Genomic DNA, 23,908 nt, shown 5'->3' with positions numbered 1-23,908 from the left:
CACCCTGCCCCGGCCTGCCACCAGCACCGCCGCCGCGCTGAAAATTCTGGCGCCGGTCATTGCCGCCGCGCTGAGCCGGCGCGAAGAAGCTGTTCAGCCGGTCGCGGATGGCCTGCTGGTAATGGCGGCGCACATTCTCGTCGGCGATGACGGAAACGATCTGCTTCAGCCGCGCCTCGAGTTCGGCACGCTTTTCCGGAGTATCGAAGCTTGCCGAAGCCGCCTCGCGCTGCCAGATCATCTCCACCAGCGGCTTTGCTTCGTTGAGCACCTTGTCGAAGGGCGCGCGGCCTTCATGGCGAACGAGATCGTCCGGATCCTTGCCATCGGGAAGCAGCGCGAAACGCACCGATTTTCCCGGCTTCAGGAACGGCAGCGCCAGATCCGCGGCACGGCTTGCTGCCCTGAGGCCAGCGCCGTCGCCGTCAAAGCAGAGCACCGGCTGCGGTGTCATCCGCCAGAGAAGCTCAAGCTGGTTTTCGGTCAGCGCCGTGCCGAGCGGCGCCACGGCATTCTCGACGCCCGCCTGATACAGCGCAATGACGTCCATGTAACCTTCGACGGCGATGATCGTGCCCTCGCCCTGTCCGGGCTTGCCTATGCCCTGCGCCCGTCGTGCCCGTGAAAAATTATAGAGCACCTGCCCCTTGTGGAAGAGCTCGGTCTCGTTGGAATTGAGATATTTCGCCGGCGCATCCGGCGCCATGGCACGGCCGCCGAACGCGATCACCTTTTCCCGCGACGACAGGATCGGGAACATTACACGATCGCGAAAGCGGTCATAGGAGACGGCGATCCCCTCCCCGTGCACGACAAGGCCGCAAGCCTCGATCTGGTCCTTCGGCACGCCTTTGCCGGCCAGATGTTCCTTCAGCGCATTGCGGCTTTCCGGTGCGTAACCGAGACGGAAGGTCTCGATGGTACGGCCGGTCAGCCCGCGGTCGCGCAAATAGGCGCGCGCCTTCGCCCCGACGGCGCTCTGGAGCTGGTCCTGGAAAAATTGCGTCGCCAGCTCCATGACATCGAGCAGCGTCGTGCGTTCCTTCTCGCGCTTTTCGGCCTGGGGGTCCGGCTGCGGCATGGCGATGCCGGCCATATCTGCGACAGTCTGCACCGCTTCGGGAAAACTCTGCCCTTCGAGATCGGTCAGGAAACGGAAATGGTCGCCTGTGACACCGCAGCCGAAGCAGTGGTATCGGCCCTTGCGGTCCTCGCAATGGAAGCTCGGGCTCTTCTCGCCATGGAAGGGGCAGCAGGCCCAGTAGTCGCCGCGCGAGACGTTGGTCTTCTTCCGATCCCACGTCACCCGCCGGCCGATCACGCCCGATATCGGCACGCGGTCGCGAATCTCGTCGAGAAAACTGTTGGAAAAGCGCATTTCTACCTCTTGGGCCCAGTTTCCATATAAGCGCAGGCTTTCAGGAAAGCCACCAACAAGGAAATTGCTGCCCGCTATTCACAGGCTGCTCCCGGACAGAGTCGCCACATCTTTCAGCGCCGACATTCGGCAAATTTTAGGCAAATCGCGAGCACGCAAAATTATCTTTTTGTAATTTGCAAGACAGCCGCGGCGGGACTTAGCTCTCCTTGAATTCGCAAATGTCGGCGGTGTGTCCGGGGCGCTGCGAAGCCAGCTCCTTCGCTCTTCGGACGGGGCGTGTCGCAGTGTATCGCAGCGCCCCGGACCATCTCGCCGGTGGCAAGTCCGCAGTCGGCCGGCAAGATCCGGAAGAGCAAAAAGGCGGGAATCCGGTCACCGGATTCCCGCCTTTCGTTTACCGGCCTCAAAAGGGCCGCCTACTTCAAAAGCTCTTTCACCACGCCGGAAGCCTTGGCGAAATCCATCTGGCCCGGATGCTTTTCCTTCAGCACCGCCATGACTTTGCCCATGTCGCGCAGGCCTTGGGCGCCCGACTCGGCAATCGCCGCCTTGATCAATTCCTGCACCGTCTCGTCCGAAAGCTGCTCGGGCATGAAACCCTTGATGACGTCGATTTCCTCGCGCTCCTGCGTTGCAAGTTCGGCACGGCCGGCGTCTTCGTAGATCTTCGCCGATTCCTCGCGCTGCTTCACCATCTTCTGCAGGATCTGCAGGATATCGTCGTCGCTGACCGGGTCCTTGCCGAGACCGCGATTGGCGATATCACGATCCTTGATCGCAGTCTGGATCAGCCGCACGGTCGAAAGCCGGCGGGTTTCCCTGGCCCTCATGGCGTCCTTGAGCGCATCCGAAAGCTTGTCGCGCAACATCATTTTTCTCCTTGGGAAAAGCCTGGGCGCAGGCGTCGTGAATTGTGGCTTTTCCTTGGCATTCACACCGCTGTCATAGACGACGGGCCGGAGGCGATCAAATCAATTCGCCCAAATCCTTGAATCCGATGGCTTATAATCCCCATGGAATTCTTCGGCGCCGAGATTGACCACCTCGCCTGCTTTGTCTATTTTCCGGCACCTGCACGAGATTTAGAGGTTAGGGCTTGCGCCGGGATTCCGCGCGCCCGTCTCTCACGACCATAAATGGCCCTCGCAGCCTGTCTCTTCAAGGGACGGGACCGGTGAGGCAGAAGGATGGATATGACCGCGACCGCTCCCTGGACCACCAAGAAACCCACCGCATTGCTCGTTCTGGCCGATGGCACCGTGATCGAAGGAACCGGGATCGGCGCAACCGGCAAGGTGCCGGCCGAAGTGGTGTTCAACACCGCGCTGACCGGTTACCAGGAGATCCTGACCGACCCTTCCTATCTCGGCCAGATCGTCACCTTCACCTTCCCGCATATCGGCAATATCGGCACAAACGAAGAAGACGTCGAGGACCTGACGCCGGCAGCTCGCCGCGGCGCGGTCGGCACCATCTTCAAGGCCGACATCACCGAACCCTCCAACTACCGCGCCTCTAAGGATCTCGACGGCTGGCTGAAAGCCCGCGGCATCATCGGCCTTTCGGGCATCGACACCCGCGCGCTCACCGCCTGGATCCGCCAGAACGGCGCACCGAACGCCGTCATCGCCCATGACCCCAACGGCGTCTTCGATATCGAGGCTCTGAAGGCCGAAGCTCGCGCCTGGAGCGGGCTCGAAGGCCTCGACCTCGCCAAGGAAGCGACTTCCGGTCAGTCCTCGCAATGGAACCAGAAGCCCTGGGTCTGGAATGAAGGGTATGACGACCTGAAGCCGGAAGACGCAAAATACCATATCGTCTGCGTCGACTACGGCGTGAAGCGCAACATCCTGCGCCTTTTCGCCGGCCTCGACTGCAAGGTGACGGTGGTGCCCGCCCAGACCTCTGCGGAAGACATCATGGCTCTGAAGCCGGATGGCATCTTCCTGTCGAACGGCCCGGGCGACCCGGCCGCGACCGGCGAATATGCCGTGCCGGTCATCAGGGACGTCATCAATACGGATATCCCGACCTTCGGTATCTGCCTTGGCCACCAGATGCTCGGCCTGGCGCTCGGCGCCAAGACCGAAAAGATGCATCAGGGCCATCACGGCGCCAACCACCCGGTCAAGGACCACACCACCGGCAAGGTCGAGATCGTCTCGATGAATCACGGCTTCGCGGTCGATTCGAAGTCTCTGCCGCAAGGCGTTGAGGAGACTCACATTTCCCTCTTCGACGGCAGCAATTGCGGCCTGCGCGTCACTGGCAAGCAGGTGTTCTCGGTCCAGCACCATCCGGAAGCCTCGCCCGGCCCGCAGGACAGCCACTATCTCTTCCGTCGCTTCATCAACATGGTGCGCGAGAAGAAGGGCGAACCTGCCCTCGCCGAGCGCTGAATTCGGGCGCCCTTAAAAAATCCGCAGCCGCCTATTGACCTCAACATTGGTTGAGGTCCCATAAACGCCCCTGTTCAAGATCGAGCAGGGGTTTTTCATATGAGCGAAATACAGAATCGACGCATTTTTCGCGTCAACAGGTTTGCGGTCCCGGTCGAAGGGCGCGAAGAATTCATGGCGTTGGTTCACAGGACGCATAAGGTTATCCGCGCCCAGCCGGGATTCGTCGACGATCTGATCCTGGAACAGGCTTCCAGCGCCGGACTGTTCAACGTCATCACCATCCTCCAGTTCGAAGGCGAGCACGCTCTTCAGCCGATCATTGCCGCAGTCGCAAAATCCGATGAGGAGGCAGGCATCGATAGGCAGGCGTTGAGCCGACGCCTCGGCGTAGAGACCAATGTCGGCTTCTACCACAGGGCGGTTTTACAAGAGCTCCAACCGGCCTGACCAACAAAGACGGTCCGCTGGCTCTTCAGCGGGTCGTTCTGGCCTGGCGTCTCACCAGCAGCCAGAAGCGGCCGCAAAGCAGAACCGCGGCCGCTGCGAGGCCGGTGACGAAGCCAAACCAGACGCCTTCGCCGCGAAACCCGAGCGGGAACGCGAAGACCCAGGCGCAGGCGAAACCGATCGGCCAATAGGCGATCAGCGCCAGCACCATTGGCACCCTGGTGTCCTTGAGGCCACGCAACAGGCTGGCGCCAACCACCTGTAGCCCGTCGACCAGCTGGAAAGCCCCGGCGATGACGATCAGCGGCACCGCCAATTTCAGCACGGTCGCGGCGTCCTCCTTGCGTGTATCCAGGAACAGATTGCCGAAGAAGTGCGGGATCGTCGCATACAGCACGCTGCCGATTGTGGTGAACAGGACGCTGACCGCAAGCACGGCAAGCGCCGCCCGCTTGACGCCGAGAAGATCACCGCGGCCATTGGCCAGCCCGACGCGCACCGTCGCCACCTGCGACAGGCCGAGCGGGATCATGAAGGCGATCGCTGCGAGCTGCAGCGCGATGCCGTGGGCTGCGAGTTCCAGCTTGCCGATGATGCCCATCAGCAGGGAGGCAGCCGAAAACAGGCTGGTTTCCGCCAGAATGGTGAAGCTGATCGGCAGGCCGAGCACGACAATCTCGCGCACCATGCTCCAGTCCGGCCGCCAGAAGCGCACGAAGATCTCGTAAGCGCGCATCTTCGGCTGGCTTTCCACATAAAGGAGAGCGGCCACGAAACCGAACAGGTTGGCGGCGACGGAAGCGATTGCCGCCCCGTGCAGGCCCATTTCCGGTGCACCGAAATGACCGAAGATCAGCAGATAGGCAAGGCTGGCATTGATGAGGAACATCACGATCGTGACGTAAAGCACGATGCCGCCCTTCTCGAGCCCGGTGACGAAGCTTCGAAGCGCCATCAGCCCCAGCGCCGGGAAAATGCCCCATTGGGCGATGCGCAAATAGCTCTGTGCATTTGCCGCGACATCCGGCTGCTGCCCGAGCGCCAGAAGGATGGGTGCCGAGAACCACAGAATCGGCGCCGTCAGCACCCCGAACGCAAGCACGATCCACAGCCCCATGCGAACCGACCGACGCACCGAGCGGCTATCGCCATGCCCGAGCGCCTGCGCCACCATCGGCACCACGGCGCTGGTGAACCCGGTGCCGAAGATGAAGACCAGGAAGAACATCTGCGTGGCGAGCACCACGGAAGCGAGCTCGGTCGTGCCGAGCCAGCCGACCAGGATGACGTCGGTCGTGTTGATCGCCATCTGCGCCAGCTGCGCCCCGACCAGCGGCACGCCGAGCGCAAGGGTCGCGCGCATATGTGCGGACCAGGAATTGTCCGTCACCGTCACAGCCATGGTGGTGGAAAGGCTCGACATGACACTCCTCCGCAGACGAAAAAAGCCGCTTCCAGAAACTGGCGAGCGGCGGATGACACAGCCTATAGAGGAGCATCATCCGTGCGGCAACACTTACAGGCGATTCAGCAGTATTTTTGGACGTTTCTTCAAGAAATCTGATGCGTGAGCTCGGTTTCGCGCCCAACCACCTGTGTTTTCCGTGAAATCCGGCTCAGGAACACCAAAATGGCACAAGCCATGAAAATCGCCGCCATCATGTATGGCGCGCCCGCGAACTCCATTTTCGCATGCTCCCCCGTGAACGCGCTGAACAGCTGCGTGAAGATCGCCGGACCGACGATCGTCGTCAGGCTGGTGAGGCTCGTCATCGCGCCCTGCAGCTCCCCTTGGGCCGACGGCGGCACCTTGGCCGAAGCAATGCTGCGCAGCGCCGGATCGGCGATGTTCTCTATCGTCGTCACAAGGATGACGGCATAGACCATCCACCCCTGCCACGCGAAGGCATAACCGCTAAGGCCGAGGCAGCAGAAACAAAGCCCGAGCACCGCAGTCTTCCATTCGCCGAGCACAGGTACCAGTTTCGGCAGGATGAAGCCCATGACAAACGCGGCGCAGATACCGAACAGACCGAGCGACAGGCCGATCTGCCCCTCGCTCCAGCCGTAACGATAGGTGGACACAAAGGACCAGACGGACGGATAGACCGCGTGTGCCAACCAATAGAGGAACATCACCAGCATGATCCAGCCGATGCCCGGATAATGGCGCATCTGGCGCAGCGCACCGAGCGGATTGGCGCGCTTCAACTCGAACTTGCGGCGGTTCGCCTTGTCGAGCGTCTCCGGCAGCAGGAACCAGGAAGCGACGAAATTGGCAAGCGACAAGAGCCCGGCGCCAAGGAACGGCACACGCGGCCCGAGTTCGCCGAGCAGCCCTCCGATCACCGGCCCGACCGTGAAACCGACGCCGAAGGCGATCCCGACCAGGCCAAAGTTCTTGGCGCGATTTTTCTCATTGCTGATATCGGCAATATAGGCCGAGCAGGTGGCAAAACTGCCGCCGGAAATACCGGCCAACACACGACCGACGAACAGCATCCAGAAACTGGTGGCGGCCGCGCAGATCAGGTTGTCGAGAGCGAAGGTGAGGACCGAGGCGAGCAGGATTGGCCGCCGGCCGAAACGGTCGCTGAGATTGCCGAGCAGCGGCGCAAACAGAAACTGCATGCCGGAATAGATAAGCAGCAGCCAGCCGCCGTCGACGGCCGCCGCACTCATGTCGTCGCCGGTCAGCTCGCGCAGGAAGGTCGGCAGCACCGGCATGATGATTGCGATCCCGATGATATCCAGAAACAGGATCATGAAGACGAGGAAAAGGCCTCGGCGGACAAATTTCGGGTCGAGCATTAAATGTCTCTCTAGCAATGGTGTTTTCTTGAAAGACGATCAATTCGCCGGGCTGCCTACATAGCGGTAAAGGAAAACCGAAACAATACGTGAACATTTCAAAGTTTTTGATGAAAGGCACAACCGCAACGCATAGTCATGCAACCCGGCGCTCCTCTGCTTCCAGAACGTTAGTTCCTCAGCCCGGCCATACACCATTTATGCGCGACCTTCGTTGACAGATGCACGCGAAAGCCTAGTCTACCTCCTGTTGCTTTGACCGTGATCGATTGGGGGATTGTCATGCGCGGATTGATGGTGATCGCATTTCTCCTGGCATCGTGTACCGCCGCGATGGCGGATATGAAGGTCTCCTTCGATTGGGGACCGACAAAGAAATGTTTCGACTCGAAATCGCCGCCGATCTCGCTGTCGGGCGTGCCGGCCGGCACCAAGGCGCTCGATATCCGCATGAAGGATATGAACGTTCCGGATTATAACCACGGCGGCGGCAAGGTCGACTATTCCGGCCAGAAATCGCTCGCCTATGGCGCCTTCAGCTATACCGGCCCCTGCCCTCCCTCCGGCAAGCACAAATACCGCTTCACGGTGAATGCTCTGGACGCCGGAGGCAAGACGCTCGCGACCGCCACCGCCGACAAGATGTTTCCCTAGTCTCGGAGCCTGCAGGATCTCAACAGCCCAAACCGGACCTCATAGAGATTGAAATTGAACTTCCCTCTCTCCGGCGGCCTCTCATGATCGAACTTCTCTGGCGCGGCATTCTCATCGGGCTCGGCGCCACCATCCTGATGGACCTCTGGGCGATCGTGCTGAACAGGGTCTTCGGCCAGCCCAAGGCCAACTGGGCTCCGGCCGGGCGCTGGTTCTGGCACCTGCACCGCGGAAAGGTGTTTCACGACAGCATCGCGGCAGCCGAACCCTACGAACATGAACTGGCTCTCGGCTGGGCCGGCCATTACGCCATCGGTGTTCTCTACGGTCTGATCCTCGCCCTGGTCATGGGGCAGAACTGGTTCGCTGCGCCCACCTTCATTCCCGCCTGGATCCTCGGCATCGTCACCATCGGCGCCGGCTGGTTTCTGATGCAGCCCGGCCTTGGCCTTGGCTGGGCCGCTTCGAAGACGCCGAGGCCGAACAAGGTTCGCTTTCTCAACTTCGCCGCCCACACCGTTTTCGCGCTCGGGCTTTACGGCACAGCGCTGCTGATCCGCTAGTCTTCCAGATCCCGCTTCATCCGGTCGAGCATATCCACGGCATGCGCCGCATAGGCGCCGATCCAGCGGTCGTGGATCGCCTTGATCGGCAGCGGGTTCAAATGGTTCCAGCGCTCCCGGCCCTCGCGCTTCACCAGCACCAGGTCGGCCCCCTCCAGAACTTTCAGATGCTGCATGACGGTGCAGCGGTCGAGCTTCGGAAACCGGGCACAGAGATCGCCCGTCGTCTGCGGCCGGTCCTTCAGCTCGTCCAGAATCTCCCTGCGAACCGGAGCTGCTAGAGCCTTGAAAATACGGTCGTTTTTTTCACTGCTTGACATGTTATGTTTTTATAACATAATGCAGGGAGAAACAAGGGAGAAAGATCATGGAACTGAAATTCAAGGTATCCGGCCGGATTTCAAAACCGGTCGAGGAAGTGTTCGAGGCCGTCGCCGATCCCAAAAAGCTTTCGGGTTATTTCACCACAGGCGGCGCCAAGGGGCGGCTGGAGACCGGCACAACGGTCACCTGGGATTTTCACGACTTCCCGGGCGCCTTTCCCGTTGAAGTCGTCGAGGTGGAGAAGAACAGCAAGATCGTGCTGCGCTGGGACGCGACGGAAGGCAATGCGGCCGAACAGGGACCGGAGAACGTCACTCCCGCCCACTACAAGACAACGGTCACCATGACCTTCGAGCCACTGGAGGATGATCGCACACTGGTGACGATCGCCGAGGAAGGCTGGCGCGAAACACCCGGCGGACTTTCTGCCTCCTACGGCAACTGCCAGGGCTGGTCGCAGATGCTCTGCGCCTTGAAGGCCTATGTGGAATACGGCATCAACCTGCGCGAGGGGATGTATAAATAGGCACTGGGCTTAGCTCCCCTCTCGAAGTGAGCGAATGCAGACGACATTCAGGATCGGGATCATTGAGGGGCGGAGCCAGCATGCCCCCTCAACCCTGCCAGGCATCTCCCCCACAGGTGGGGAGATTACAAGAGGCACTCTCGCTGCCTCAAAGCACCGCGGCTAAGGATGTAACGGCCAATGTAGGGTGGTGAGCGGGCGTCCAGCCGATCTCCCCACCTGTGGGGGAGATGCCCGGCAGGGCAGAGGGGGGCGATCTGGCTCCGCCCTCTCCTACAGGTCTGGAAGCTAAACATTCCCCGAGAACGTATCGCAGGCCTTCATGTCGCCCGTGTCGAACCCGCGCTTGAACCAGCGCGCGCGCTGCGCCGAAGTGCCGTGGTTGAAACTTTCCGGCACGACATAGCCCTGGCTGCGCTTCTGCAGCGTGTCGTCGCCGATCTGCTGGGCGGCGTTCAGCGCTTCTTCGAGGTCGCCGGTATCGAGAATGCCCTTCTGCTGGGTGAACTTGCCCCAGACGCCGGCAAAGCAGTCGGCCTGCAGCTCGACGCGCACCGACATGCGGTTGGCATCGGCCTCGCTCATCCGCTGGCGGGCCTGGTTGAATTTCGGCAGGATGCCGAGAAGGTTCTGTACGTGATGGCCGACCTCGTGGGCAATCACATAGGCTTCGGCAAAATCACCGGCAGCATCGAAGCGCTGTTCAAGCTCCTTGAAGAAATTGGTGTCGAGATAAAGCTTATGGTCGCCGGGGCAATAGAAGGGTCCCGTTGCGGAAGACGCAAATCCGCAGGCGGAGTTCACCTTGCCGGAAAACAGCACCAATGTCGGCTCCTGATATTGCTGACCGTTGGCCTGGAAAATGCCGTTCCAGGTATCTTCCGTCTCCGCCAGCACGGTGCGCACGAACGCTGTCGTGTCGTCATTGGCCGGCGTGCGGTTGCCGGTCGTCTGCTGCTGTTCGAAACCCGAACCGTCCATGCCGAGCTCGCCTGACAGCAGCGAGAGCGGGTTGATGCCGGTGATCCAGCAGATGATCAGGATGACGATGATCCCGCCGATGCCGAGCCCTCCGCCGCGGCGGCCACCGCCACCGATCGGGATGCGCAGGCCGCCGCGACCCAGCGGACTGCCGTCCATGGAAGCGCCGCGCTGGTCCTCGACATTGTCCGATTGCCGGCGCCCTCTCCATTCCATGTCGTGCTCTCCTGTTCGACCGAATCCTGGCCGATATAACGCTGGCGGCCGCAAAAGCGATCCGTCCCCGCATCACATAGCCGAAGATTCGTCTTCAGGCGACCCGCAGAGCCTTTTTGCCCGGCAGGAAAACCGTCAGCAATCCGAATACCGGCAGGAAGGCGCAGACATTGTAGACGAAGGTGATGCCGTAACGGTCGGCAAAGATGCCGAGCACCGCCGCGGCGATGCCGCCGATCCCGAAGGCGATCCCGAAAAAGATGCCGGCGATCATCCCCACCCGGCCCGGCACCAGTTCCTGCGCCATCACCACGATCGCCGGGAAGGACGAGGCCATGATGAAACCGATGATCGCCGAAAGCGCGATCGTCACCGGCAGGTTGGCAAACGGCATAGCGAGCGTGAACGGCAGCACGCCGAGGATCGAGAACCAGATCACCACCTTGGAGCCGAACTTGTCGCCGACCAGCCCGCCGATGACAGTGCCGAGCGCGACGGCGCCGAGGAAGATGAACAGCATGATCTGCGACTGCTGCACCGTCACCTGGAAGCGCTCGATGACGAAGAATGTATAATAACTGCTGATCGACGCCATGTATGCGTTCTTGGAGAAGGTCAGGATGGTCAACACGATGAGCGAGATGGTCACCGTCCGCTTTGAAAGGTTATGGGCCTTCAGCACCCGCTTGCGGCCCTGGTTGGCGAGCATATGCGCCTTGTACCAGCGCGCCACCCACGACAGGACGACAATGCCGAGCAGCGCGATTCCCGAGAACCAGGCAACGCTGCCCTGACCGTTCGGCACGATGATGAAGGCTGCGAGCAACGGGCCGATCGACTGGCCGAAATTGCCGCCGACCTGAAAGACCGACTGCGCCATCCCGTAACGGCCGCCGGAAGCGAGCCGCGCCACACGCGAGGATTCTGGATGGAAGACGGCCGAGCCGATGCCGATCAGCGAGGCGGAGATCACCAGCACCCCATAGGAATGCGCGTTCGCCAGCATGAACAGGCCGATGAAGGTCGAGCCCATGCCAACCGGCAGCGAATAGGGGAACGGCTTCTTGTCGGTGATGATGCCGATCACCGGCTGTAGCAGCGAGGCCGTGCACTGGAAGGCGAGCGTCAATATGCCGATCTGCCAGAAATCGAGCGCATAATCCGTTTTGAGCATCGGATAGATCGCTGAGATCATCGACTGCATGATGTCGTTGATCATATGGCAGAAGCTGACCGCCAGGATGATCGGCAGGATCGTCACTTCGGCGGCAGTTGCGGAAACGGGTTTGGATGTTGCATCGGCCATTGAATTTCCTCCGCGCAAGCGGTCGTCATCGCGGATGGCCGTTGCTGCAAGTGTCTTGGTTGCAGCTCTAATCCCGCAAGCCGGGCCTGTCCATGACAGGAAGGCGCCGAACGGTACGCTTCGAGGAAATTCTTGATACAAGCTCCTAAATTCGCCGCGACGCCAGCCTCTGCTGAAGAAGAAGCATCCCGGCGATCGCGATGAGCGTCAGAAGTAAAATCCAGCTCGGTCCGCCGGAAAACACCACGGTGTTCATGATCCGGCCCGGGATCAGCGTGAACAGGCCGGCGATGACGATGCCGCCGAAATACATGCCGATAACGGTCGCCTTGTGCGCTCTTATATTATGAGCGCGTGCCGCGCTGATCGACCGCCACGCCCCGACCAGCACGAAGACCGACAGGAGATGGATCGGGCTGAAGCCGTAGACGAGGTTGATCTGGTGGATGAAGAAGCTGGAGAGCGAGGTGAGGACCATCAGCGCCATCCAGATCTTGCCGAGCAGGCGGTGGACCGGCGTGCCCTTGCGATTGAGAAGGATATAGGCGCCGAGCACGGCGGCGGGCAGAACAGCCGCGACATGGACTTGCACGGCAAGCGGGGCGTCAAGAAGCGGTTGAAGGTTCATGGGAAGTACCTGTCGAAATCAGCGAGAACGGGAGGCGATTGAATTGATCGCCTGTTTCCGCCATGACTGGCTTGCCCTCAATCGGAATGGCGCAGACGACGGACAAACTTCGTGAATCACCCGTTTTTGAGCTCCACGCTTCGTGAATTGCAGCTCTTCACCCGCTCCTGGCGCTTCTGGACGACCTTTACGCTCGTCATCCTGATCTTTGTCGTCACCGGCCCCTACGGCACGCTGGAGCGGATGACGCTCGGCGTCCGGCTCGGTTACTGGCTGATCGTCCATGCCGTCACCTGGACGATCGCCATCTGTCTGTCGATCATGGCGGAAATCCTGCTGCGCAACCGCATCAACCATACGCTCGCCCGCATGATGATCGGTTCGCTGGTTGCAGCCCTGCCAATCGGCTTTGCACTCGGCGCCATCGATTTCGCGTTCGTCGGCCACTGGACCGAGATGGGCGATGGTTTTCACCGGGCGCTGTTCGCGCTGCCGCTCTGCGCCCTCTTCTGTCTTCTGACCTATACGGCGATGCACCGGCAGATCGCCGAGGCTTCCGCCCCGCCCGCGCTTGTCCCGGCGCCGGCGGTCTCCTCCGCATCGGAACCCGAAATCCTCGCTCGCTTGAAACCCCAGAACCGCGGCGCACTCCTGCGGCTTTCCGTCGAAGACCACTATACTGACGTGGTCACCAGCCGTGGCCACGAACTGATCCTGTTGCGTTTTGCCGACGCCCTGAAGGAACTTGGGGCCACGCCCGGCCTCCAGGTGCACCGCTCCCATTGGGTGGCGGATGCCCATGTCGAAACACTGAGACGCGACGGCGGCAAGCTCGTGCTGATCATGAAGGACGGCACGGAAATCCCCGTGAGCCGCACTTATATGGACGCCGTGCGGGCCCGTTTCACGTCCTGAAGAATAAGCACGCCCCACCCGGCGGCAAATACCAGCGGAACGATCGGCAACCCCACCAGCGCGGCAAGCGGTCCGATGAACGGAAGAAAGGCCACCAACATATAGACAATTCGACCCGGCTGGTCTTCGTTGCGTCCCGCCTCGCTGGTTCTGCCGTCTTTGTAGATCAGGCCGCCGAGCGCGACCAAGGCTCCAAGGTCATAGACCAATGAATAGGGCGACATCAGGAACGTCGCGAAGACCAGGCTGGCCGCGCGGCTTTCCAAGCTCTTTAGGGTGAAAAGCGTCCCGACAAAGACAACGAGCGAAATGATGGCGACGGGTGCATGCGTATACATGGCCACGCTGGCGTCATAGCCAAGACTGCGCAGCGCACCGAAGGTCGACAGCATCATGCTGACGAAAATGCCCGAACCTCCATTCATCACCTGCGTCTGATAGGGCCAGTTATATTCGATATATCCCGTCCACGCCGCCAGACCAAAGGACCACACGGACAGGAGCGCCATCGCGATCGCCATGACCGCGGCGGACAACACGACGAGCCACCGCTTCTCCGCGACCAGAAACAGGGGCAAAAGAATGCCTAGCTGAGGCTTGATGGTCAGGATGCCGATCGCGAAGCCGGCGACAACCGGATTGCGGTCGCGAAGTGCAAGCCCGTATAGAAGCAGCGCCGCCGTCAGAAAGCCGTTCTGGGCAGCCAGCGCATTGCAGGAAATGAAGGGCAGGAGAAACAATGCCGGCCATTCAGGGCGCCGCTGGCAGATCAGCGAAGCCGCATGCAGATAGATGAGCAGCGTCACCAGCAGAAAGACCACCATCGAGACCCTGTAGGGAAGCAATCCGAGCGGCCAGATGAGAAGCAGGAAATGTGGCGGATAGCTCCAGGCATGCCAGGGAAAATCCACACCGAAAGCGGCTGTCATATGAGCAAAATAGATGTCCTGTCCCTGGAACAGATCCTGCACGCGGCCTTCGAGGACAAGCCTTGAGGCGATCCAGTAGTTGGAAAAGTCGCGATTGGTCCAGGCAAGGCCGCTGTCATCCGTCAGGCCGGCCAGGATGACGACCAGAACGACGATGGCGCAGAGGATTGCAGAAGCGGCAAGAAGTACCAGCATGCGGCGCGAATCGGTAAATGCACTCATTATCCCGCTCATCCGAAGGCTTCGATCGAACACCTGTCCGTCTTTACGACAAAGGCCTGAATATTCCCTTCCGCAGATGCAAAGCCTTAAACGGTATCCGCATGCAGTAACGCCGGTCACAGCAAATCTGTAAATTCGGCGATTTATGGGGTTCCGTTCGCTAGAACATTTGCCTATAAGCCGCGTCTAGCCTGAAAAGACATGCTCGCGCGACCCGACCGGTGGTATTCCACGCCGTGCCGGTTTTCTGCGCAGGCAAAAAGCGGAAAGATGCCCCATGCCAAAGCGCCAAGATTTGAAATCGATCCTCATCATCGGCGCGGGTCCGATCGTCATCGGCCAGGCATGCGAGTTCGATTATTCCGGCACCCAGGCCTGCAAGGCGCTGAAGGAGGAAGGTTACCGGGTCATCCTGGTCAACTCCAACCCGGCGACGATCATGACCGACCCGGGACTGGCGGATGCCACCTATGTCGAGCCGATCACCCCCGAAGTCGTCGCCAAGATCATCGCCAAGGAGCGGCCGGATGCGCTGCTGCCGACCATGGGCGGCCAGACCGCGCTGAATACCGCGCTCTCCCTGAAGCGGATGGGCGTGCTCGACCGCTACAATGTCGAGATGATCGGCGCCAAGCCGGCCGCCATCGACATGGCCGAGGACCGTGCCCTCTTCCGGGAAGCCATGTCCCGCATCGGGCTCGAAACCCCGAAGTCGATGCTGGCCAATGCCACCGACATCAAGGATGCCGACCGCAAGACCCATGAGATCGAGCGCAATCGGGTCAAGGAAAGCCTGACGGGTGCCGAACTCGACACGGCACTCGACGAGCTCGAAAACCAGTGGAACCTCGGCGAGACCGACCGCAAGCAGCGTTATATCAGCCACGCCATGGCGATCGCCGCCCAGGCGATCGACGTGGTCGGCTTGCCCGCCATCATCCGTCCCTCCTTCACCATGGGCGGCACCGGCGGCGGCATCGCCTATAACCGCTCGGAATTTTTCGAGATCGTCTCCGGCGGCCTCGATGCCTCGCCGACCACGGAAGTGCTGATCGAAGAGTCGGTGCTCGGCTGGAAGGAATACGAGATGGAGGTGATCCGCGACAAGGCGGACAACTGCATCATCATCTGCTCGATCGAGAACATCGACCCGATGGGCGTCCACACGGGCGATTCGATCACCGTCGCGCCGGCGCTGACGCTGACCGACAAGGAATACCAGATGATGCGCAACGCCTCGATCGCGGTTCTGCGCGAGATCGGCGTCGAGACCGGCGGCTCGAACGTGCAGTTCGCCGTCAACCCGAAGGACGGCCGCCTCGTCGTCATCGAAATGAACCCGCGCGTCTCGCGCTCGTCCGCTCTGGCTTCGAAGGCCACCGGCTTTCCGATCGCCAAGGTCGCCGCCAAGCTCGCGATCGGCTACACGCTCGACGAACTCGACAACGACATCACCGGCGGCGCCACCCCTGCCTCGTTCGAACCGTCGATCGACTACGTCGTGACGAAAATCCCGCGTTTCGCCTTCGAAAAATTCCCGGGCGCCTCGCCGGTCCTGACGACTGCGATGAAATCGGTCGGCGAAGTCATGGCGATCGGCCGCACATTCGCCGAATCGCTGCAGAAGGCGCTGCGCGGCCTGGAAACCGGCCTGACCGGCCTCGACGAGATCGAAATCCCCGGCTTCGAGGACGGTGAGAACTCCAGGAACGCCATCCGCGCCGCAATCGGTACGCCGACCCCGGACCGGCTGCGCATGGTCGCCCAGGCGCTGCGCCTTGGCCTCACCGAAGGCGAAGTCCATGAGGCCTGCAAGATCGATCCGTGGTTCATCGCCCAGATCAAGGGCATTACCGACATGGAAGCCCGCGTCCGCGAACACGGCCTGCCGGAGGATGCCGAGAACCTGCGCATGCTGAAGGCGATGGGCTTCTCCGATGCTCGCCTCGCAAGCCTTACCAAAAAGCGGCCGAAGGAAGTGGCGGAACTGCGCAACAGCCTGAATGTCCGCCCCGTCTTCAAGCGCATCGACACCTGCGCCGCCGAATTCGCCTCGCCGACCGCCTACATGTACTCGACCTACGAGACGCCTTTCGTCGGCGAGCTGCGCTCGGAAGCAGAAGTGTCGACTGCCAAGAAGGTCGTCATCCTCGGCGGTGGTCCGAACCGCATCGGCCAGGGCATCGAGTTCGATTATTGCTGCTGCCACGCCGCCTTCGCGCTGAAGGATGCGGGCTACGAAGCGATCATGATCAACTGCAACCCGGAAACCGTGTCGACCGACTACGACACGTCCGACCGCCTCTATTTCGAGCCGCTGACGGCCGAAGACGTGATCGAAATCCTGCGCGCCGAGCAGGAAAAGGGCGAAGTGGTCGGCGTCATCGTCCAGTTCGGCGGACAGACGCCGCTGAAGCTCGCCGAGGCGCTTGAAAAGAACGGCATCCCGGTCCTAGGCACCGCGCCCGACATGATCGACCTTGCCGAAGACCGCGACCGTTTCCAGAAGCTTCTGATGAAGCTCGATTTGAACCAGCCGAACAACGGCATCGCCTATTCCGTCGAACAGGCCCGCCTGGTCGCCGCCGAAATCGGTTTCCCGCTGGTCGTGCGCCCGTCCTACGTTCTCGGCGGCCGCGCCATGCAGATCATCCATTCGGAATCGATGCTGCAGACCTACCTGCTCGACACCGTTCCGGGCCTGGTACCGGAAGACATCAAGCAGCGTTATCCGAACGACAAGACCGGACAGATCAACACACTGCTCGGCAAGAACCCGCTTCTGTTCGACAGCTATCTGAGCAACGCCATCGAAGTCGACGTCGATTGTGTCTGTGACGGTACCGACGTTTATGTCGCCGGCATCATGGAGCATATCGAGGAAGCCGGCATCCATTCGGGTGATAGCGCCTGCTCGCTGCCGCCACGCACGCTTTCCAACGAGATGATCGACGAGCTGGAACGCCAGGCGAAGGCCATGGCCAAGGCGCTGCATGTCGTCGGCCTGATGAACGTCCAGTTCGCCATCAAGGATGGCATCGTCTACGTGCTGGAAGTCAACCCGCGCGCCTCGCGCACCGTGCCCTTCGTCGCCAAGACCATCGGCGCGCCGATCGCCAAGATCGCCGCCCGCGTCATGGCCGGCGAAAAGCTCGACGCGACGTTTGCCGCCTACGGCACCAAGCCGGATCCGCGCGCCCTGAAGCATATCGCCGTCAAGGAAGCCGTCTTCCCGTTTGCCCGCTTCCCCGGCGTCGACACGCTGCTCGGCCCGGAAATGCGTTCGACCGGCGAAGTCATCGGCCTCGACACGGATTTCGCGCTCGCCTTCGCCAAGTCGCAGCTCGGCGCCAGTGTCGAACTGCCGCGCGACGGCACGGTGTTCGTCTCCGTGCGCGACGAGGACAAGGCCCGCGTGCTCCCGGCGATCCGCATCCTGACCGATATCGGCTTCAAGGTGCTGGCAACCGGCGGCACCGCCCGCTTCCTTGCCGAACAGGGCATTGCCTCCACCCGCATCAACAAGGTGCTGGAAGGCCGTCCGCACATCGAGGACGCGATCCGCAACCGCCAGGTCCAGCTTGTCATCAACACCACGGACGGCAACAAGGCGATCTCCGATTCCAAATCGCTGCGCCGCGCGACGCTGATGCAGAAGGTGCCTTACTACACCACCATGGCCGGCGCCGAAGCCGCGGCACTCGCGATCAAGGCGCTGAAAGCCGGCAATCTGGAAGTCCGGCCGCTGCAGAGCTATTTCTGAGCCATATCAGGCGATGCGAGCGGACGCCGTCTTCGCATCGTCCTTGATATGCCAGTCGCCCTGGAACTTTGGCCGTGTTCCCTCTTGAAGGGTCAAGCGGCCATTTTTCATTTTCCGGGTTGGAATGGCCTGGCGGTCAATTGCACCTTCTAGTGTCATGGAGAGGTCTCGGGCAAACAGCCGATTGCCAATATGCCAGGAATGCGTCCAGGAGCCGAGACTCGGCTGCGACTTCGGATCGACACCCTCGAAATAATCACCACAATCGACGTCCACCGCTTTCGAATTGACGACGGCCGGCAAGCCAACACGCCCCGCGCGTGGAGCAACGCCGAGTCTCTTCGCATTGGAGACAGCGAGCACTGAATCAAACGGATTGGAATAATTAGTAAAGCGCATGATCCGCCTAAACATGGGCTGGCTCCAATCGCTTGACAGAGCAAGACTATCGCTGGAGACGTCACCCGCGATAAAAGCTACCTGACCCATGCGCCAATCGCTCTTGAAGAGCTCACCTTTCTTCTCGGCCTGCGCAAAAGCCTCAAGGGTGACATAGCACCCTGCGGAATGGGCTATCAGGTGCACGTTAGTCTGACAGCCGGCCTTCTGTGCCTGGCTGAGCAAAAGGATGCCCTTGGTGACAAGCTCGGCAGCGACGGCCGCACCATCCCATCGGTCCTCAAGATAGTTCAGTGTCTGATTGTCGCTAGGCCAGTCGAACGCGACGATTTCACCGCGCCAACCTTCAGCCTTCATATCTTCCTTTAGCTGCCTGACACGCTCGATCACATTGGGAATGGCATTGTTATAGCCATGAATGAATATGAGCACGTCGCCACTCGGGCCAATCGAATTTGGATTCTCGTCTCCATCCGCAAGCCCCTGTACTTCGGAGACCCAATCCTTGCTGCTGGAAATGACATGACTGGCATCGTAATGATTGACGCCGCTCGGAACCTTGAGAAACCTTATCGGCCCTGGCTCTTCGGTGAAGTTGGTGCCCTCACGCTTTCTCGCAGAAATTATATATGTGCTGGTCATTGTCGCCCCCGGAACCACCCCTCACATCGCAGTTAAGTTAGAACAACATCCACAAAAGACACAACCTTTAATTTAATATTTCCAAAAACACCCGCACGGATCCAAGCCCCGATTGTACAGCAGAATTCCCGCCTGAATCAGTCTCTCCGTTCACGCCGCCAAGCGCTTGATCCGGCTCATGTCCTGCCTGAATCGGGCAAGCTCCTCCGCCTTCCTGCCCTCGTCGGGAATGCGCAGCAGATAGGACGGATGCACCGTAACGAAGATCCGAACCATCTCCTCCATCGTGTGGTCGGAAGAGCGGATGATGCCAGAGGAAAGGAAAAGACCTTCGTTCTTTCGGCGACTTCTTCATTGGAATGTTCGCCAAATGTTCCTTTTTCGCCCGTCAAGTCATTGACAAATGGTGCCGCTTGTACCCACATGCCGACGTAGGGGCACACGGACAAGGTTTCGAAATTCCTAGCGCTCGCTGTCGAAATCCTGTTATAGTGACCTACATTCTGATTTTACGATGGTTCCGAAGTTTCGCTCCGGAACCTGTTTCTTTTTGTGTCCGCGGCATCCGCGGGCATACGCCTGAAGGACAAGGAAATGGTTGAAAAGGTACCGATGACGCAGAGTGGCTTTTCCAAGCTGCAGGAGGAGCTGCGCTGGCGCCAGCAGGAGGAGCGCCCCCGTATCATCGAGGCAATCGCGGAAGCGCGCGCCCATGGCGACCTTTCGGAAAATGCAGAATACCATGCTGCCAAGGAGGCCCAGAGCCATAACGAAGGCCGCGTCACCGAGCTTGAAGACCTGACCGCGCGTGCGGAAGTCATCGACCTGTCGAAAATGTCCGGTTCGAAGATCAAGTTCGGCGCCACCGTCAAGCTGGTCGACGAGGACACCGACGAGGAAAAGATCTACCAGATCGTCGGCGACCAGGAAGCCGACGTGAAGGCCGGCCGCATCTCCATCTCTTCGCCGATTGCGCGCGCGCTGATCGGCAAGGAAAAGGGTGATTCCATCGAAGTGGTCGCTCCCGGCGGCTCCAAGGCCTACGCCATCCTCGCCATTTCCTGGGGCTGATACGCCCGTGGGCAAAAACGGCGATCCCGCCATCATCGATATCCGTGACGTCGAAGTCATCGCGCCGAATTTCAAGCGGCGCCTCTCCGGCGTCACGTCGACAATCATCCAGCTCGTCCCCGTCCAGAGATCGCTTGGCCAGAAGGTCGCAGCGCTTGGCCCCGGCCTGCCCGCTGATCTGCCGCATATCCGCTACCGCGACCTCTTCCGCCTCTGGTCGCCGCCGCGCGGCAGGCGGTGCCGGATCTGGCATGCGCGCCGTAATATCGAGATGCTGCCGGCAATTTTCATGCGTGACGTGTTGCGCATGCCGATGAAGATCGTCTTCACCTCAGCCTCGCAGCGCCGCCATACCGGCTGGACGAAATGGCTGGTCTCGAAAATGGACGGCGTGATCGCCACCAGCGGCAAGACGGCCGATTATCTGACGGTCAGGAACACCGTCGTGCTGCACGGCATCGACACCAACCGCTTCTCACCACCATCGGACAAGGCCGAGGCCAAGCGCGCCCGCGGTCTCGATCCCGCACAGAAGATTGTCGGCTGTTTCGGCCGCGTGCGCCGCCAGAAGGGCACCGATCTTTTCGTCGGTTCGATGATCAAAGTGCTTGCCGAGCGCAAGGACTGGTCGGCGATCGTCGCCGGCCGCGCCACCGGCCCGCATGTGGATTTCGAGGATGGGTTGAAGAAGAAGGTCGCCGCCGCCGGCCTTGCCGACCGCATCCTGTTTGTCGGCGAGCATACCGATATCAACGAATGGTATCGCGCCCTCGACCTCTTCATCGCGCCGCAGCGCTGGGAAGGTTTCGGGCTGACGCCACTGGAAGCCATGGCGACCGCGGTCCCGGTAATCGCCACCGATGTCGGCGCCTTCCCGGAACTGCTGGTGACCGGCGAGGAAGAAACCGGCCTGATCATCGCCCGCGACAGCGTCGATGCGATGGCCGAAGCGGCCGCCGCCCTCATGGACGACGAGCACCGCCGCAAGGCTGCCTCGATCCGCTCCCGCGCCCACGCGCTTGAAAATTTCAGCATCGAGGGCGAAGCAAAGCTGCTCGGCAATATCTACCGGATCACGGCTTCCGCTTGAAAAGCTCGATATAGGCGTTCGCCACAGCCTCTTCCGAAAACTGCCCGACCAGCGTCGCCCTGCCCTGTTCGCCAAGGCTCGCGGCCAACTGCGGGTCGGCGATCACCTGGTTGATGGCGCGCGAATACCCGGCCACGTCATCGATATCGACGAGCAGGCCGTTTTCACCATCGCGCACGAACCAGGACGGACCTTCCGAGCGCGACGAAATCACCGGCTTGCTCTGCGCCCATGCCTCGAAAATGACATTGCCGAGCGGCTCATGGCTGGATGGCATGATAAAGATGTCGGCGGCGGCCAGATACGGCCGCGTATCCTTGTGCCAGCCGAGGAACCGCACCCGGTTCTCCATCTTGTGCTCGCGCATGACCGCTTCCAGCGCTTCCCGCTCCTCGCCGTCGCCAGCGATCCACAGATAGGCGCCCGGCACCGCCGTCATCGCCTCGATCAGCAGGTGGAACCGCTTGCGTTTGACGAAACGGCCCATCGTCATGATCAGCGGCACACCGTCCGGCGTATCGGCAACCGACCTCGCGATCGGCGCCACGACCGACGTGTCCGTGAAGTTCGAGATCACCTCGACGCCGCGGGTCCAGCCGAGATTATTGCGCACATGGTCGGCAATGCCCGGCGTGTTGCAGACGAGAATGTCGGAATTCTTGAAATAGCCGAGGTGGGTGGGATAGTCGCCAAGACGGGAGAGCTTGATACCGCCCTTATAGTCCGGCATCAGGCGGGCGCCGCGGGTGGACCAGGAAATGATCGCGTCGGCCTTGTCCCGCTTTGCCATGGACAGCACCTTCATCGGCAGAAGGATACGGTCGATCGACAGGTTGCGGAAATTGCTCTCGATCACCTTGGCATGGGCCTCGACATCCGGCTTCCAGCGGCGGTTCCAGCGCATTACGGCCGTCTGCTCTACGCCACGCCGCGCAAGCGCGCCGACCAGATGCACGAAGAACTTCTCCGCCCCGCCGTCCTTGCCGAAAATATACTGGTGAACCCGCATCGATGTCGCCTCGCCTGTCTGTTTCCGCCGCTTTGTACCGGAAACCAGCATCTATAGGCAGCGCCGCCTATATGTTACGGTTGAAAAACCTGCGCAAGGGGTAGGCGAATGGTTGTCCCTGAAATGTTGGGCCTGCTGCGCATGCGCTGCCGAAGGACTTCAGCCCGCAATTCGACGATGTTATCAGGCATAAACGCGCCGCTGTTCCAAAAACGATACGGCCGCGATATAGCAACGTCTGAACAGTTTCGACCACATCGTTACATCATCACAAGTCTACCGGCGACGGAAGCGGAAGTGGCGGACCAAAGCCGCTGCGCCTCCTTGGCGGAAAAGGGAAAAATGCAATCGCTTGAGACCTATGTCATCAATCTGGATGGCAGCAATGACCGCCTGCAGACCATCAGCGACCGTCTTTCAGCCTTCGGCATCGCCTTCGAGCGGATATCCGCCGTCGACGGCCGCAAATTCGATCTCGCGACGATCCCGGATTACGACGCCGAGCGGGCCCAGAGCTACATGGGCCGCACCCTCGTCGGCGGCGAAATCGGCTGCTATCGCAGCCACCTGAAGGTCGCCGAGCATTTCCTGAAATCCAACGCCCGTTATGCTCTGGTGCTGGAAGACGACGCACTGCCGCTCTGCAACCCGGTCGAACTGCTCGAAGCGGCGCTCCCGGATCTTGAAAAGGTCGATCCCGACTGGCGGCTGATCAATATCGGCAACAACAAACTCAAGATCGCCACCCCCCTTTCCCGCTACGGCATCGGCGGCCACGACTGCGAACTGGTGGCAGCCCATTACTTCCCGATGACGACGAGTGCGATCGTCTGGTCGCGCGAAGGCGCCCGGCTCTTCGTCGAGGAGCATGGCAAGATGTTCGCCCCGGTTGACAATTATTTCCGCCACTGGCTGACCCGCACCGGCCACGGTTATTCATTCTGGCCCTCGCCCGTCACGACAACGGATGCGGCCAGCGAAATCCTGGCGAGCTCGGGCCGCGCCAGAAAAACCAACAAGCGGAAATGGTTCTACGCGTTCGCCAAGCAGCGGCGCTTGATGGAAGACAAGCTGATTGCCTTCATCCACAAAAAGCGGTTTCGGTCAGCCGGGAGCAAGTGACGAAGCGATTCGCCATACCGGTGCGCCTCAGATCTCGACCAGGCCCAGATGCTTCACCTGCCGGATGGTCAGCATGGTGCGGACGGTGTCGACGTGCTGGTCGGCGGTCAGCACTTCGATGACGAAGTCCTGGAAGACGGTGAGGTTCTGGGCCGCGCAGCGCAGCAGGAAATCGCTGTCGCCGTTGACCATCCAGGCCTCGCGCACCATCGGCCATTGCTGCACCTTCGCGGCGAAGGCCTTCAAGTCCGCGTCCGACTGCCGTTTCAGCCCGACCATGCAGAAGGCGACGAGATCGACGCCGAGTTTCGGGGCGTTGAGAAGCGCGTGATAGCCTTCGATAATCCCGGCCTCTTCGAGCTTGCGCACACGGCGCAGGCAGGGCGGCGCGGAAATGCCGACGCGCTCGGCGAGCTCGACATTGGTCATACGCCCGTCGCGTTGCAATTCCCGCAGGATTTTTATGTCGATGGCATCAAGATCGGCGCGAAGCACAGAAGTCCCCTT

At 60.8% G+C, this 23,908-nt stretch carries 23 protein-coding genes; 9 read left to right on the top strand and 14 right to left on the bottom strand.

Annotation, left to right across the window (positions count from 1 at the left end):
- Together dnaG and MOV63_RS20825 are read right to left on the bottom strand one after the other, a co-directional pair.
- A partial coding sequence (dnaG, locus tag MOV63_RS20830; RefSeq protein WP_247036445.1) for a DNA primase occupies positions 1-1,378 on the bottom strand: 1,378 nt, incomplete at its 3' end.
- Between the two features lie 419 nt (positions 1,379-1,797).
- Complete coding sequence (locus MOV63_RS20825) at positions 1,798-2,250, bottom strand: GatB/YqeY domain-containing protein (RefSeq protein WP_038544126.1); 453 nt, start codon at positions 2,248-2,250, stop codon at positions 1,798-1,800.
- A 324-nt stretch (positions 2,251-2,574) separates the two neighbouring features.
- Here MOV63_RS20825 and carA point away from each other — a divergent pair, with 324 nt between their 5' ends.
- Positions 2,575-3,780, top strand: coding sequence for a glutamine-hydrolyzing carbamoyl-phosphate synthase small subunit (carA, locus tag MOV63_RS20820; protein WP_247036443.1), 1,206 nt, complete (start codon positions 2,575-2,577; stop codon positions 3,778-3,780).
- 12 nt (positions 3,781-3,792) lie between these two features.
- Here carA and MOV63_RS20815 read toward each other — a convergent pair whose 3' ends face one another.
- From MOV63_RS20815 to MOV63_RS20805, 3 genes are all read right to left on the bottom strand, one after another.
- Positions 3,793-4,197: a hypothetical protein gene (locus tag MOV63_RS20815; protein WP_247036435.1), complete on the bottom strand. Its 405-nt coding sequence runs from the start codon at positions 4,195-4,197 to the stop codon at positions 3,793-3,795.
- Between the two features lie 58 nt (positions 4,198-4,255).
- On the bottom strand, positions 4,256-5,653 hold the full coding sequence (locus MOV63_RS20810) for an MATE family efflux transporter (RefSeq protein ID WP_051899768.1): 1,398 nt from the start codon (positions 5,651-5,653) through the stop codon (positions 4,256-4,258).
- 128 nt (positions 5,654-5,781) lie between these two features.
- Positions 5,782-7,041, bottom strand: a complete 1,260-nt coding sequence (locus tag MOV63_RS20805; RefSeq protein ID WP_247036433.1) for a TCR/Tet family MFS transporter — start codon at positions 7,039-7,041, stop codon at positions 5,782-5,784.
- A 282-nt stretch (positions 7,042-7,323) separates the two neighbouring features.
- Here MOV63_RS20805 and MOV63_RS20800 point away from each other — a divergent pair, with 282 nt between their 5' ends.
- Both MOV63_RS20800 and MOV63_RS20795 read left to right on the top strand, forming a co-directional pair.
- Positions 7,324-7,695 (top strand): phospholipid-binding protein, encoded by a 372-nt coding sequence (locus MOV63_RS20800; RefSeq protein ID WP_247036431.1) that lies wholly within the window; start codon positions 7,324-7,326, stop codon positions 7,693-7,695.
- 83 nt (positions 7,696-7,778) lie between these two features.
- Positions 7,779-8,258: a DUF2938 domain-containing protein gene (locus MOV63_RS20795; RefSeq protein WP_247036428.1), complete on the top strand. Its 480-nt coding sequence runs from the start codon at positions 7,779-7,781 to the stop codon at positions 8,256-8,258.
- Here the strand turns inward: MOV63_RS20795 and MOV63_RS20790 are convergent.
- Positions 8,255-8,578, bottom strand: coding sequence for a helix-turn-helix transcriptional regulator (locus MOV63_RS20790; protein ID WP_247036427.1), 324 nt, complete (start codon positions 8,576-8,578; stop codon positions 8,255-8,257). The two genes, MOV63_RS20795 and MOV63_RS20790, sit on opposite strands and share 4 nt — an antisense overlap.
- Positions 8,579-8,625: 47 nt before the next feature.
- Here MOV63_RS20790 and MOV63_RS20785 point away from each other — a divergent pair, with 47 nt between their 5' ends.
- The gene (locus MOV63_RS20785) at positions 8,626-9,108 is read left to right on the top strand and encodes an SRPBCC family protein (protein WP_247036425.1); all 483 of its coding nucleotides are present in this window, start codon (positions 8,626-8,628) and stop codon (positions 9,106-9,108) included.
- 288 nt (positions 9,109-9,396) lie between these two features.
- Here the strand turns inward: MOV63_RS20785 and MOV63_RS20780 are convergent, their stop codons facing one another.
- The 3 genes from MOV63_RS20780 to MOV63_RS20770 all read right to left on the bottom strand — a co-directional run bounded on the left by MOV63_RS20780 (position 9,397) and on the right by MOV63_RS20770 (position 12,239).
- Positions 9,397-10,305 carry a neutral zinc metallopeptidase gene (locus MOV63_RS20780; protein ID WP_151043290.1) on the bottom strand — a complete coding sequence of 303 codons (909 nt, stop codon included), beginning with the start codon at positions 10,303-10,305 and terminating at the stop codon, positions 9,397-9,399.
- 94 nt (positions 10,306-10,399) lie between these two features.
- Positions 10,400-11,611, bottom strand: a complete 1,212-nt coding sequence (locus tag MOV63_RS20775) for an MFS transporter (protein WP_038544143.1) — start codon at positions 11,609-11,611, stop codon at positions 10,400-10,402.
- A gap of 145 nt (positions 11,612-11,756) precedes the next feature.
- Positions 11,757-12,239, bottom strand: coding sequence for a DUF2306 domain-containing protein (locus MOV63_RS20770; protein WP_247036423.1), 483 nt, complete (start codon positions 12,237-12,239; stop codon positions 11,757-11,759).
- A 111-nt stretch (positions 12,240-12,350) separates the two neighbouring features.
- On the opposite strand from MOV63_RS20770, the gene MOV63_RS20765 reads away from it, so the two are divergent.
- Positions 12,351-13,154, top strand: coding sequence for a LytTR family DNA-binding domain-containing protein (locus MOV63_RS20765; RefSeq protein ID WP_247036421.1), 804 nt, complete (start codon positions 12,351-12,353; stop codon positions 13,152-13,154).
- Here the strand turns inward: MOV63_RS20765 and MOV63_RS20760 are convergent.
- Positions 13,118-14,305, bottom strand: coding sequence for a glycosyltransferase family 87 protein (locus MOV63_RS20760; protein ID WP_247036419.1), 1,188 nt, complete (start codon positions 14,303-14,305; stop codon positions 13,118-13,120). The genes MOV63_RS20765 and MOV63_RS20760 overlap by 37 nt on opposite strands.
- 277 nt (positions 14,306-14,582) lie before the next feature.
- Here MOV63_RS20760 and carB point away from each other — a divergent pair, with 277 nt between their 5' ends.
- Positions 14,583-18,068: a carbamoyl-phosphate synthase large subunit gene (carB, locus tag MOV63_RS20755; RefSeq protein WP_247036417.1), complete on the top strand. Its 3,486-nt coding sequence runs from the start codon at positions 14,583-14,585 to the stop codon at positions 18,066-18,068.
- A gap of 6 nt (positions 18,069-18,074) precedes the next feature.
- Here the strand turns inward: carB and MOV63_RS20750 are convergent, their stop codons facing one another.
- Together MOV63_RS20750 and MOV63_RS32645 are read right to left on the bottom strand one after the other, a co-directional pair.
- A complete protein-coding gene (locus tag MOV63_RS20750; RefSeq protein ID WP_247036415.1) occupies positions 18,075-19,109 on the bottom strand; it encodes an alpha/beta hydrolase in 1,035 nt (344 codons plus the stop codon).
- A gap of 150 nt (positions 19,110-19,259) precedes the next feature.
- A complete protein-coding gene (locus MOV63_RS32645) occupies positions 19,260-19,385 on the bottom strand; it encodes a hypothetical protein (protein ID WP_258719255.1) in 126 nt (41 codons plus the stop codon).
- 318 nt (positions 19,386-19,703) lie between these two features.
- Between MOV63_RS32645 and greA the strand changes: the two genes are divergently transcribed.
- Together greA and MOV63_RS20740 are read left to right on the top strand one after the other, a co-directional pair.
- Positions 19,704-20,180, top strand: coding sequence for a transcription elongation factor GreA (greA, locus tag MOV63_RS20745; RefSeq protein ID WP_038544152.1), 477 nt, complete (start codon positions 19,704-19,706; stop codon positions 20,178-20,180).
- 31 nt (positions 20,181-20,211) lie between these two features.
- Positions 20,212-21,270: a glycosyltransferase family 4 protein gene (locus tag MOV63_RS20740; protein WP_247036447.1), complete on the top strand. Its 1,059-nt coding sequence runs from the start codon at positions 20,212-20,214 to the stop codon at positions 21,268-21,270.
- Here the strand turns inward: MOV63_RS20740 and MOV63_RS20735 are convergent.
- Entirely contained in the window at positions 21,254-22,279 is a 1,026-nt protein-coding gene (locus tag MOV63_RS20735; protein ID WP_247036413.1) for a glycosyltransferase, read from the bottom strand. The two genes, MOV63_RS20740 and MOV63_RS20735, sit on opposite strands and share 17 nt — an antisense overlap.
- 342 nt (positions 22,280-22,621) lie before the next feature.
- Between MOV63_RS20735 and MOV63_RS20730 the strand changes: the two genes are divergently transcribed.
- On the top strand, positions 22,622-23,401 hold the full coding sequence (locus tag MOV63_RS20730; protein ID WP_247036411.1) for a glycosyltransferase family 25 protein: 780 nt from the start codon (positions 22,622-22,624) through the stop codon (positions 23,399-23,401).
- Positions 23,402-23,428: 27 nt separating this feature from the next.
- Here MOV63_RS20730 and MOV63_RS20725 read toward each other — a convergent pair whose 3' ends face one another.
- On the bottom strand, positions 23,429-23,896 hold the full coding sequence (locus MOV63_RS20725) for an Lrp/AsnC family transcriptional regulator (RefSeq protein ID WP_038544156.1): 468 nt from the start codon (positions 23,894-23,896) through the stop codon (positions 23,429-23,431).
- Positions 23,897-23,908 lie beyond the last annotated feature (12 nt).

It is taken from the genome of Neorhizobium sp. SHOUNA12A, from assembly GCF_023006505.1.
Lineage (GTDB): Bacteria > Pseudomonadota > Alphaproteobacteria > Rhizobiales > Rhizobiaceae > Neorhizobium.
Note: the sequence above shows the minus strand (reverse complement) of the source record. Positions and strands in the feature narration are given on the sequence as shown.